This window comes from Acinetobacter baylyi DSM 14961 = CIP 107474, assembly GCF_000368685.1.
Classification (GTDB): domain Bacteria; phylum Pseudomonadota; class Gammaproteobacteria; order Pseudomonadales; family Moraxellaceae; genus Acinetobacter; species Acinetobacter baylyi.
The window spans coordinates 144,089-155,977 of the sequence record NZ_KB849626.1 but is presented as its reverse complement, the minus strand read 5'-3'; the positions used below and the strand labels follow the sequence as shown (position 1 = coordinate 155,977).

Here is an 11,889-nt window from a genome sequence, read left to right as displayed (position 1 = left end):
TGATGGTCACCCATCTAAAGTCTCTGATATGCTAAAGTCTCTGATATGCTTTACAACGCTATTTGTTATTATCATCTGATTGTTGTTTTGATAGCTGTACTAATCCCCCAATCGTGAAATCTCTAACCGTTATTTCAATACGATATTTCACAATTGGGTTTCAATGCACAATAGCTAAACTTAATCTATATGATTAAGCACTATGGTCGAGTGAATCTTTATCGGTTTGGTAATCCAGATAAGATCGTTGAATTTGGATATGGTCAGCAATATGTTTTGCATCGTACCAGACTCCCCAAATAAAGCTCGAACCTCGACCTGTCAGATAAGGTAAACCCAAGAAGTAAACGCCACGCTCATCAGAAATGCCTTGCTTATGCGCAGGTCGACCTTGATCATTGAAGGCTTTAACTTGTAGCCAGTCATAATCCAGACCAAAACCCGATGCCCAAATCACGGTGGTAATATTGGCTTCTTTCAGGTCAAGCGCCAGAATAGGATCAGTGACACATGATGGATCTGGAAGAATCTCACGAACCTGATGTTCTAAAGGTAAATTTAGTTCATTTTGGCGTACATATTCATCAGCACTGTCTAAAAATTTAAGTAGGGTTTCATCGCCATCTTTTAAATTTTTTTGCAAATCATTTTGGAAATAAATTTTATCGCCTTCAAAAGATCGGGTCATGCCCAACAACGTAATTCCTTCATTTGCCAATAACCGAAAATCAATATTGACTCCTCCCCGAGCACCACTGACGGCCAGACCTTTTAGCGGACTATTATCAGATTTCATATAATCCCAGCCGCCTAATACCCCTAACCACCAGACATTGTCACGATTACGGTAACTACGTGGCGGACGCTCGTGAGGTCCCACCGATAGATAAACTTTTCGACCAGAACGATTGATTTCATCTGCAATTTGTACACCAGAAGAACCTGAACCGATGACCAGTACATTGCCTTCTGGCAACGCCTGTGGATTGCGATATTGATCGGAATGAATTTGATAAAAATCAGGCTGTTTTGGCGCAATTGAGGGAATAATTGCTTTTTGGAAAGCACCTGTTGCCACCACAATACGCTGGGTTTGAATCACGCCTTGACTGGTTTCGACAGTGAATCCTTTTTTATTCTTATTTTTATAGGCTTTAGTGACTTCAACCCCTGTTTCAATAGGGGCATTAAATTGCTTTGCATATTTCTCAAAGTATTCAGCAACTTGGTCATGATGCACAAAACTATCCTGATCGGCATCAAAGGTCATATTTGGAAAACGATCATGCCAGCATGGACCATTTGCAACCAATGAGTCCCAGCGTCTGCTTCTCCACGCTTCTGCGATACGATTTTTTTCAATCACAAGGTGGGAAATCCCTAATGCCGTTAGATGCTCGCTCATGGCAACGCCTGCTTGACCTGCACCAACTACGACAGTATCAACTTGAATATTATCTAATTTCATCTTTGCGTTCCTTTACAAGATAGCTCTCTTAATTACCTTGTATTGTTTTTTGATTGCAGCTTCATTCTTCCATCAAATACATTGATTGAATGTACAAGAAACTAACTATGATGATTTCAATATAATGAGCTACTGCCTAAAGTGAAAATCATATAAGCAGAACGCTTGAATCAAAAAAAACGAATTAATCTATCTCATCAAAATCAAAGCGATGGGATTCTCTATCGCCCGCTTTTTTAATGACCACGACCCGATCCATGTTTATAACCAGAATAAAGAACCGAGTTTTTCATAAAAATTTATACGGAATCACTCAGATCAAATATTCAATATTTCTTGATTAACTTAAGAAAAAATTTATTTAAAACCAAAAATATCTCTATAAAAATTTAATGGCTTGTTTTGATATTTTTTTAATTCAAGTGCCTGTATTGTTTAAACAATTTAAATAAAGCATTTTAAAATTAAAATAAGAAAACCAATCTCGAAAAAAAGTAAGATTGGCTATATAAGGCGAATGAGGCTTTTTTATAATGTGGGAATAAATGGAAATTCATCTATCGGTAGTGCGTCGCCTGTTTTTAAAATGGTATTTAAATGCGGGTACTCAGGTGAGGTCTTGCCACCCCGATTGACATAAATCGCGTCATCCCCCAACCAACGAAACGACACGGCGCGTCTGGCATACTCACTGGATAAATTACCTGGTGCACCATGAATGGTAAGATAATCAAATGCAATTGCATCACCTGGTTCAAGTTCCCAACCTAAAATATTGTACTGCTCTCGATGACCGTCAATATCGGGTAAGGACTCTTCCTGCATACCTGAGTGTTCATAGTATTGTCCATTAAAACTTTGAGCTTTAAAGTGTTTATTCCAGCGATGCGACCCTGCAACAAACTCAATACTGGATTCACGGGAAATAGGATCAAGCGGTATCCACAGACTTAAAGTTTGTTTAGCATTTACAGGATAATAAGGTGCATCATGATGCCATGGCGTAACTTTGGATGAATTTGGACTTTTGACCAGTACATGCTCATGAAATAGACGGACATCACGAGATTGCATCAGACTTTTTGCAATTTGTCCTGCTGGACTTTGATAGACAAATTCGTAAAAAGGTTGAATTCGTCGCCAATTGCAGTAATCAGCCCAAAAACGATTTTCTGGCTGATCAGGCGTGTAGTCTCGAAAGCTTGGACCAGGTTGCTGCTCATTTAGCTCGACACCACGGCGCAAAAGTGCAACCCAGTCTTTAAATAAGCCACGAATCACGGTCACACCATCACGTGAAAACATTTCTTGTTCAGTCTGTAGCATATTTTCTTACTCCAACGCTTAAATTTTAAATATCTTTAATGCGGTAAACTTTTTCCCCATTCAGGAATTAAAAAAGTAAGCAGATCAATCAATACATTTAAAATAAAAGCTAGATCTGTTTTGAAGTCATGCATTAAGCCCGCGGTAGACTTAATGCAAAAGATGGAACAGTTTAGGAGATTTAGAAATGATAAATCATTTGTAAATTCAGAAGATTATTTCTTCCAGTTGTATCACCAGCCGCATAGGATTGATCTGTACCACCAATTAGGAAGTCATTTTTACCCATGATATATTCGGTAATAAACGTCAATTTCTTATAATCTATCGCCATCCCCAGAATATTACGTTCAGAGTCTTTAAATTCCGATACTGATTTCTGATATTTACTATACATTCCATACAAGGTGATGGCATCCAATTTGCCCACATGCTTAAATTTATAACTCAGGTCTGCGGTATAAAAATTACCTTTATTCGCCACCAGATAATTGTCATCAAATGAGCCCATTACAGAAATATTAGGATTTATCGGATCTTTATTATCAATCTTGTTTTGTCCACCCACTAAACTTAAAGCCAACTGGTCATAACTAATCGATGTAAATACAGACCAAGCCTTACGACTACCCTCTAGCCCATTGGTTTTATTTTCAATATCAGACGTCCAGTAGGAGGCGCCCACTGAGCTTTTCCAGTGTTGATCATGCAATGGCAAGTCCTGACTAATACGGCCTACCCACATATTTTTTTCTTGTAAGTAAGTCTGACTGCTATCTTCGGGTTGTACATAGTTGGATGTATAACGGCTTGAATCCTTGCTACTACCATGATAACTACCACCATCACGATTGAAGTACGCCAAATCAAGTGTCGTCGATGGCGTCGCTTTAAACTTATAGCTGGCGCCTAAGTTATGCACATCTTCTAAACCAATTTGTGTAACAACACCGCCGTAGTTGTTACTTTCCCAAAATCGTGCTGGTCCAAAAGGAACCGTTTGCAGGCCGACCTGAACCTGATTGTTTTCGTTAAACTTATAGCCGACATAGCTATCGACCAGAGGCGCGAAATCACACAACTTGGAAAATTGATAACAGCGATATTCGACATGACCAAAAATATGGGGTGAGGCATAATCTAAATTGATACGTGCCGCATCAAACGTCAATTTATGATCGTTTGAAGACCAGTCTTTATCCTGATATTTTGCTCTTAAAAATCCTGATACAGACAATTCACCCAGATCAGATTTAGGATCACCCACACTTAAATCTGCTGCATTTACGGACATACAGAATGTCATGCTTAATGCTGTACACAATAACGTTTTCTTTAACATTGTTTTCCCCATGAAACGTGATGATGTATGAAATACAAATATTGAATTGAGCGCTGTCAATGCTGAATTACTTCGGCATATATTTCTCAATGTCTGCATCTGTAAGTGGTTGTAAGTTATACTTCTCGATCAAGGCCGCATATTCACCAGATTTTTTCATTTCTTCGAGGCCCTGTTTAAGTTTGTTGTACATTGGAGTATCTCCTTTACGCACAGCAATACCACCAAGAACAGGAAAGAAAGTATCTGTCGAACTAATGGCAACACGTCCTTTGAGCTTGTCTACGGTGCTTTTAGCGACACTGAGATCGTCATAATGTGCATCAACTGCTTTAGCCAGTAATGCCTGAACCGCCTGTGGAGAGGTTTCAAACTCTCTAACAGTAATCGGTGGCTTACCTTTGGCAACGCAGCTTTCATCTGAGATTTGATGGAGTTGTTGAGGAAAAATCGAACCTTTTTGTGAGGAAATCGTTTTACCACATAATTCATCTCGTACTTTAGGTTGATAGGTTGAACCCACTAAAGACAGCAATGCTTCACGTGTCATGTAGTACGGCACCATGTCGACTTTTTTCATACGTTCAGGCGTGATATAAAGACCCGAAAAAACCAGATCAAATTTTTTGGCTTCAAGTCCTGTAATCAAATTGGAAAAACGTGTATCTACAAACTTAATTTGATCGCCCGTTTTCTCAAAAATTTTATGTGCAATATCGATATCAAAACCAGCGGGCTGATCATTTTCCATATATTCAAATGGTGGAAAGGTAATATCGCTACCAATGTGGTAGGTTGTTCCAGAAGCCTGTGGTGATGTATCTCCTTTGGAGGTCATGTCTTTATGATTTTCACTCTGACTACAGGCAACTAAGCTTGATATCACACAAGCACCGATGATTAATCGTTTGACCGTTGGATTTACTCTCACGCTTAACTCCAGTAATAAAAATTTAATCCGCTTAGGATGAGTTATACGTGAGATTTTTTCAGAAAGTAATTTTGAAATTCCTAGTCATTACTCCAAAAAATGCGATGCAAAAACTCAAGTAAAAAGTCATAGACTTTCATCTAAATCAATCATGAGATGAACCAATGTTAAATGAACAACAAATCCGAATAGACTTAGCAGCGGCCTTCCGTGCATGTGCAAAACTGGGTTTACATGAAGGTGTTGCCAATCACTTTAGTGCGGCAGTTTCAGAGGATGGAAAAAAGTTTCTTCTCAATCCCAAATGGATGCATTTTTCTCGTATTAAAGCCAGTGATCTGGTTTTGGTTGATGCAGATGATCCACAAAGTTTTAATCGGGGTGAGATTGATTCAACTGCATGGACCATTCACGGCCAGATTCATAGCATGCGTCCAGACATTCGTGTGGTCATGCATTTACACCCTATTTATACCACCACACTTTCGTGTTTAAAGAATCCTGAAATTTTACCCATAGACCAAAATAGTGCGCGCTATTTCCAACGCGTAGCTTATGATTTTAATTATTCGGGTATGGCCGACCAGCGCGCCGAAGGTCAACGTTTGGCTCAACTCCTCCAAGACAAAAATCGTTTACTGATGGGAAATCATGGTGTGATTGTCAGTTCACATAAGATCGGCATTGCTTTTGATGATATGTATACCATAGAGCGTGCCAGTCAACTCCTAGTCAATGCTTATGCGACAGGGCAAGAGCTCAGTGTTCTAGATGATGATATCGCTGAAAAAACAGCAAAAGACTGGGAAAAAATTGATGATTATTCTCTGGCACATTTTGAAGAGATGAAAATTATTTTAATGAAAGAAGATCCGAGTTTCATGGATTAAGTGCTTAGAAATAGTTAAATCGAAGCACGCTTCGATTTAACTTATGGTTTGATGATGGATGCTTTGCATTTTTTTATTTAGCCCATTTCCAGACCCGCTTGCTGTACAAAAAATGAGGCTCCTTTTGGTTTTTGTGGAAGCTTAAGCTGATTTGGTGTCATACGAACAGTTCCACTTAAATCACCATAAACCAGATAACCTTCATGCTCACTTGGTAATGGATTATCAGATAATGGCATCGCATCTTCAGCCGCATACACTGCAATATATAAATAACGCGGCAACTCAGTCAGGTTAGCACCAGAAGCATGCAATAATCGTGTATGCATAAAACAGACTGATCCTGCTGGACCAATGCAAGATTCATAATTCTGACACTGCTGCGCCTCTATTTCTGCTTCGACCTTTCCTGTAAAACGCCCATCCTGCCAATGATCGTAGATAGGCCCTTGATGACTTCCAGAAATCACCTGTAAAGGACCATTATCTTGAGTCACCTCTCCCACCATGAGTAACGCCGTGATCATGTCATCATTGGTATGTGGGGTAAAAGGAAAATCTTGATGCCATTTTACAGTGGTACTCGTATGTGGCAATTTAGCGTTAATTTTACTGTGGTGAAATTTGGTCCCATTTCCACCAATAAGTTGTCCAGCCATTTCTGCCATTTTCGATTGCAGAGCCGTTTTGTAATATGCTTCAGAAATTTCTGTCGGTGAACTGACCCGTCGCAAAGAGGGATGCTCAGGGCTATGATCTGCTGGATCGATATCGAACCTTGAACGACCATCTAAGGTTGTTCCCCAAGCTTGATCATATTGACAACTTTCTTCAACCCAAGCTTCCAGTTGTTGACGCAACTGGTTCAATTCATCCTGCTGGATTACATTTTCTACGACCAGATAACCATTCTGATGAAATTGCTGGATTTGTTCTTGAGTTAGCATTGAATTTATCCTCTTCGTATCAGATGTTATTTCATTAATTTCGCAATATCATCTGCCGTAGGCTCTTGTAAGCCATGTGCCGCCAGAATCTTGTGATACTCACCAGAAGCCTTGATTTTATTTAAACCATCTTCGATTTTTTTATAGGTTTCAGTGTCACCTTTGCGAACACCAATTCCACCTAAAATTGGATAGAATGATTCAGTTGAGGTCACTTTAACTTTACTGCCTAGATTTTTTACCGCATTCGCCATTACTGCTGCATCGTCATACTGAATATCAACAGCATGAGCCAGTAAAGATTGTGTGGTTTGAGGTGAGCTTTCAAATTCTCTGACCTTAATTTCTGCTTTACCTTTAGCCACGCAACGTTTTTCCGAAATCTCCTGTAGTTGTGTTGCAAAAGCAGTCCCTTTCATCGTTCCAACCACAGTTCCACATAAATCATCAGGCCCTTTTGGATTTAAAGTAGAATCACCACGAACCAACAATGCAATGTCAGTTTTATAATAGGGGATCATGTCAATTTGTTGTAAACGCTCTTTGGTGATGTACATCGAAGAAAATAGCACATCAAACTTTTTACCTTTCAGACCAGGGATGAGATTCGCCCAACGGGTATCGATCCAGTTCGGTTGATAGGAGCCATCGCTTTCTGCTATTTTTGCCATAATTTCGACATCAACGCCTTTAGGTTTTCCATCCTCCAAATATTCATAAGGCGGAAAGGTCATATCCGAGCCTACGTTTAATGTTGTTTTTTTGGCAGTGTCTTGCGTCGTCGTATGGCTTTGCTCTGTGCCTTTAGAACACGCAGTCAGCATCAAGCTACTTACCAGCAAACTTACTGTAAATGCCCCTTTCATTTTCATCTCTTTTCACCTGAGTTATGTAATCGCCTAAGATCCAATATAGGTGATTTTTCGCGTTTGATAATTTGTATTTACTGATCTAGTTCTTAATAAAATCTTAATCCAATCGATGACTGCACACATCAAAAAAGCCATCAAGAAAAATGGCCTTTATATGAAAATAAGTCTAAAACCGTGGTCACATCGCAGAATAGCTAAACTTTATGCATAAACTGCTTTAAACGTTCATTTGATGAATTTAATAAGACTTCTGGGGTATCCTCAGCCACGACATGACCATTTTCCATAAACATGACACGATCTGAAACTTTAAAAGCAAAACTCATTTCATGCGTCACAATAATCATCGTCAAGCCTTCCTGGGCCAGCTCCTCAATCACTTTTAACACCTCATTGACCAGCTCAGGATCTAGCGCAGAAGTAGGCTCATCAAATAAAATAATCGATGGCTTCATCGCAAGTGCACGTGCAATCGCAACACGCTGTTGTTGCCCGCCAGAGAGTTGATGAGGATATTTATAAGCATGTTGTTTCATTCCCACCTTATCTAGCATCGCCAAAGCCGTGACTTTATTTTCTAAGGTACTGCCCATTTTGTGATAGTTCGGGGCAAGCATGACATTTTCCAGAATGGTTTTATGTGGAAATAAATTAAAGCTTTGAAACACCATTCCGACACGCACAATCTGATTTTTATATTCAGGCGAGTCTTCGGTGAGCACATCATCTTTAAGAAACGGCTGACCGAGTAAATTAATCGTTCCACGATTTAAAGATTCCAGACCATTCAGTGTACGAATAAAGGTGGTTTTACCTGACCCGGATGGGCCAATAATCGAAATCACTTCCCCCCAGCGTACTTTAAGATCAATCCCTTTGAGTACTTCATGGTCGCCATATGCTTTATGTATATTGATTGCTTCGAGTGCAAACTCACCCTGACGTTCAGGTACGATTATTTTACGAACACTAATTGATGCATTGGAAATATTCGGTAGCTTATTTAAAGGATCAAGTTCATTTAACAAACCTGGCTTTCGATTGGTCACATCAATTTTATGCTCGAACCATTGAATTAACCAACCAAACACGGTCACAATTAAAACGTAATAGAAGGCAACAGCCAGCATGGTTTCAAGTACCAGAAAATTTTGCGTATATAGACGCTGTCCAACCAATAAAATCTCTGTCAGTGAAATCACTGAAACCAATGAAGTCAGTTTAACAATCGATACGTATTCATTGGCTAAAGAAGGAAGTGCCACTCGAAATGCTTGAGGAATCACAATAAAACGCTGGATACCCAGAGATTTCATCCCCAACGCTTTGCCTGCTTCAATTTGGCCTTTGGTAATTGAGGTCAGACCACCACGATGAATTTCTGCAATATAGGCGGCCTCACTTAAAGTCATCGCAATTAAACCCGCTAAAAATGGAGATGCCAAAACTACGCTGGATGCAGGAAAAATTTGGGGTAAGTTATAGACAAAAACCAGCAAGACCAATAAAGGTAAACTTCTAAAAAACCAGATATACGTACCGCTCATCCATGCAAGAGGCTTAAAGCTGGATTGCTTTGCAAAGGCCAAGACAAAACCCAATAGAATTCCAATGAGCCAGACCAAAATACTCAGCTCAATGACTGTCCACGTTGCCATCCAAAAATTTTTGTTTAACAGTAACCCTAAGGTATATGTCCAATCAAACTCCATATGGTACCTCTACACTAAAACGCTCATTTAATGCTTTTGTTATAACGGAAATTGGCACAATAAGTAATTTTGAAAAAGTGAAGTAAGTCTATTAAAAATTTAAAGCGATGGCTCAACCGAATGCGGATACGCGTTTCTTATCCTAGAAAAAATAAAATCGTGCCGATATATTCAAATGAAGACATTTGTACAATGAATTGATGAAAATAGAGCGTCCCGCAAGATCATGCTGTCTGGCAGCATGATCCAGAGCTAATCATTTAGACCGTAATAGTGGTCACTAATTTTTCTAAAAATATTTCACATTGTCGCAACTGCGCCAGTGAGACATATTCATTTGGCTTGTGAGCCACCGCGATATCCCCTGGCCCACAAACAATCACAGGACAATTCATGGCACTTTGAAACAGCCCACCTTCTGTCCCAAACGAAATATTGGTCTGTGTCGTATCAACAGGAAGAAGTTGCTGAATAAACTCAACCGCCTGTACAGTCGGTGATGTTTTTAGTCCTGGATATTCATTGACTTGCTTGATTTCAATATGGGATTGATATTCTTCACTGATTTTGTCAAAGATCAAATTTTGAATGTTGGTACTACTGTCCTCAGCCAAGTTTCGAATTTCATAATCCACAATGCATTGATTTGGAACAATGTTTAAAGCGGTTCCACCTGCAATTTTACCCACATGAATCGTGGTATAAGGGATGTCGTAACCCTGATCCTGCTGGCCTTGTAACGCGATATACTGCTGAGTCTGTTGTAAGGATTGAATCAGGTGACCTGCGACATGAATCGCGTTGACAAAACGTGGCGCCAAGGCAGAATGCCCCTCTTCACCACAGCAACGAGCCTGATAAACGGTTTTACCTTTATGGGCAAGTGCCATCTGCATCATGGTTGGCTCACCGATGACACACACCAGTGGAGGTATTAAATTTTCGGATAAATGTTCCAAAATTCCTCTTACCCCAATACAGCCAATTTCTTCATCATAAGAAATACATAACTGTAATGGTCTTTTCAGCTGACACTGTGAAGCATCCAACATTGCATTGATGGCACAGGCCAAAAAACCTTTCATATCTGCTGTACCACGACCATACACATGATCATCTTTAATCACAGCATTAAAGGCAGGCGTATCCCATTGTTGTCCAGTTACTGGAACCACATCAGAATGCCCTGAAAGTAAAATGCCAGCTTCATTTTCTGGGCCTGTACTGGCAAATAAGTTGGCTTTGGTTCTGTCCTGATTGAAGTTAAGCTGCACATAGATTTGATGTTGTTCAAAGATCTGCTTTACATCATCAATCAGTTCGATATTACTTTTATAAGATGTCGTATCAAATGCAATCAACCGTTCCAATAACGCTAAACTTCTAATCTGCTTATTCATCTACTCAGGTTCCTGAACATCGAGTGCATGAGATTTAATATGTGGGTCAAAGAAATGGGCATCGGTCATGCCTGAAATATAATGATTGGAAATAAAAGCACGACAGCGGCTAATAAATGCCTGTGCCACCGTGTTTAATGTGGCATTTTTTGCAGTTGCCAGGCCAATATGCATAGGACGATGTGAACCCGCGATCCGTAACCGCACCAAACGCTTACCATCTAATGAATAATTGTTTTTTGGCCTTACATTTAAAATGGTGTAGCCCAAATTATTCGCGACCATAGAGCGAACAACATCGACATGCCGGGAAGAATGAGTGACTTTGGGACTTAATTTATACTTTCTAAATAATGAAATAAAATAATCATTACTATATGGCATGTCTAAGAGCACCATCGGCAGTTCTGTCAATTCCTCTAATGTCACAGCACTGTTCTGTGCTAATGGGTGGGATTCGCTGACCAGAACATGCGGCGGTAAAATCGCCAGTGATTCAAAGTTAATCAAATCATCATCCAGATTTAAATCATAGGTAAGCGCTACATCCAGTTCATTACGGATTAAACGATTCATCAGCACCATTTGATCGTCTTCAGAAACATTCAGCGTTACATTTTTATATAAGTTACAAAATCCCTGAATGACCTCAGCATGAATCATCGGCGCAAATGCTGTAAAACAACCAAGTTTCAACGGCCCTCGTACTGAACCAGAAAAGTCTGCAACCAGTGCGTAAAGATTATCTGCCTGACTCAGAAGCACCTTGCACTCCTGCATCACCTTTTCACCAATATCGGTCAAAATTAACCCTTTGGCATGCTGGCGAATAAATAGTTGTGCCTGAAGTTCTGATTCTATATGCGCAATCGCGGCTGAAATGGAAGGAGAAGAAACATGAATTTTTTCAGAGGCAATGATAATGCTGCCACTTTCAGCAGTGGCAACAAAATATTGTATTTGACGCAATGAAATACGATTTAGCACGTGTTTTAAACCTT

10 protein-coding genes and 1 pseudogene are annotated in these 11,889 nt (G+C 39.7%); 1 reads left to right on the top strand and 10 read right to left on the bottom strand.

From position 1 onward, the window contains the following. Nucleotides 1–193: 193 nt before the first annotated feature. The 4 genes from F952_RS05025 to F952_RS05010 all read right to left on the bottom strand — a co-directional run bounded on the left by F952_RS05025 (nucleotide 194) and on the right by F952_RS05010 (nucleotide 5,067). On the bottom strand, nucleotides 194–1,468 hold the full coding sequence (locus F952_RS05025; RefSeq protein ID WP_004923419.1) for a flavin-containing monooxygenase: 1,275 nt from the start codon (nucleotides 1,466–1,468) through the stop codon (nucleotides 194–196). Nucleotides 1,469–1,996: 528 nt separating this feature from the next. Next, nucleotides 1,997–2,794 carry a phytanoyl-CoA dioxygenase family protein gene (locus F952_RS05020; protein ID WP_004923416.1) on the bottom strand — a complete coding sequence of 266 codons (798 nt, stop codon included), beginning with the start codon at nucleotides 2,792–2,794 and terminating at the stop codon, nucleotides 1,997–1,999. Between the two features lie 181 nt (nucleotides 2,795–2,975). Continuing rightward, the gene (locus F952_RS05015) at nucleotides 2,976–4,136 is read right to left on the bottom strand and encodes a hypothetical protein (protein ID WP_004923413.1); all 1,161 of its coding nucleotides are present in this window, start codon (nucleotides 4,134–4,136) and stop codon (nucleotides 2,976–2,978) included. Nucleotides 4,137–4,203: 67 nt separating this feature from the next. Then, the gene (locus tag F952_RS05010; protein ID WP_004923409.1) at nucleotides 4,204–5,067 is read right to left on the bottom strand and encodes an ABC transporter substrate-binding protein; all 864 of its coding nucleotides are present in this window, start codon (nucleotides 5,065–5,067) and stop codon (nucleotides 4,204–4,206) included. Between the two features lie 164 nt (nucleotides 5,068–5,231). Between F952_RS05010 and F952_RS05005 the strand changes: the two genes are divergently transcribed. After that, nucleotides 5,232–5,957 carry a class II aldolase and adducin N-terminal domain-containing protein gene (locus F952_RS05005; RefSeq protein ID WP_004923407.1) on the top strand — a complete coding sequence of 242 codons (726 nt, stop codon included), beginning with the start codon at nucleotides 5,232–5,234 and terminating at the stop codon, nucleotides 5,955–5,957. A gap of 77 nt (nucleotides 5,958–6,034) precedes the next feature. Here F952_RS05005 and F952_RS05000 read toward each other — a convergent pair whose 3' ends face one another. The 6 genes and pseudogenes from F952_RS05000 to F952_RS04980 form a co-directional block, all read right to left on the bottom strand. After that, entirely contained in the window at nucleotides 6,035–6,904 is an 870-nt protein-coding gene (locus tag F952_RS05000; RefSeq protein WP_004923404.1) for a phytanoyl-CoA dioxygenase family protein, read from the bottom strand. Between the two features lie 26 nt (nucleotides 6,905–6,930). Then, nucleotides 6,931–7,776, bottom strand: a complete 846-nt coding sequence (locus F952_RS04995; RefSeq protein ID WP_004923401.1) for an ABC transporter substrate-binding protein — start codon at nucleotides 7,774–7,776, stop codon at nucleotides 6,931–6,933. A 194-nt stretch (nucleotides 7,777–7,970) separates the two neighbouring features. Then, on the bottom strand, nucleotides 7,971–8,693 hold the full coding sequence (locus F952_RS17255) for an amino acid ABC transporter ATP-binding protein (protein ID WP_227499444.1): 723 nt from the start codon (nucleotides 8,691–8,693) through the stop codon (nucleotides 7,971–7,973). Nucleotides 8,694–8,837: 144 nt separating this feature from the next. Continuing rightward, nucleotides 8,838–9,434: pseudogene (locus F952_RS17250) on the bottom strand (amino acid ABC transporter permease); the annotation flags it as partial. Nucleotides 9,435–9,748: 314 nt separating this feature from the next. Then, nucleotides 9,749–10,888 (bottom strand): acetylornithine deacetylase, encoded by a 1,140-nt coding sequence (gene argE / locus F952_RS04985; RefSeq protein WP_004923396.1) that lies wholly within the window; start codon nucleotides 10,886–10,888, stop codon nucleotides 9,749–9,751. Continuing rightward, a complete protein-coding gene (locus F952_RS04980) occupies nucleotides 10,889–11,875 on the bottom strand; it encodes a LysR family transcriptional regulator (protein ID WP_004923393.1) in 987 nt (328 codons plus the stop codon). Nucleotides 11,876–11,889: the final 14 nt, after the last annotated feature.

Excerpts from the sequence above, each read along its gene's own strand:
- F952_RS05025 (WP_004923419.1), bottom strand. The coding sequence starts at position 1,468 with ATGAAATTAGATAATATTCAAGTTGATACTGTCGTAGTTGGTGCAGGT.
- F952_RS05020 (WP_004923416.1), bottom strand. The coding sequence starts at position 2,794 with ATGCTACAGACTGAACAAGAAATGTTTTCACGTGATGGTGTGACCGTG.
- F952_RS05015 (WP_004923413.1), bottom strand. The coding sequence starts at position 4,136 with ATGTTAAAGAAAACGTTATTGTGTACAGCATTAAGCATGACATTCTGT.
- F952_RS05005 (WP_004923407.1), top strand. The coding sequence starts at position 5,232 with ATGTTAAATGAACAACAAATCCGAATAGACTTAGCAGCGGCCTTCCGT.
- F952_RS05000 (WP_004923404.1), bottom strand. The coding sequence starts at position 6,904 with ATGCTAACTCAAGAACAAATCCAGCAATTTCATCAGAATGGTTATCTG.
- F952_RS04995 (WP_004923401.1), bottom strand. The coding sequence starts at position 7,776 with ATGAAAATGAAAGGGGCATTTACAGTAAGTTTGCTGGTAAGTAGCTTG.
- argE (WP_004923396.1), bottom strand. The coding sequence starts at position 10,888 with ATGAATAAGCAGATTAGAAGTTTAGCGTTATTGGAACGGTTGATTGCA.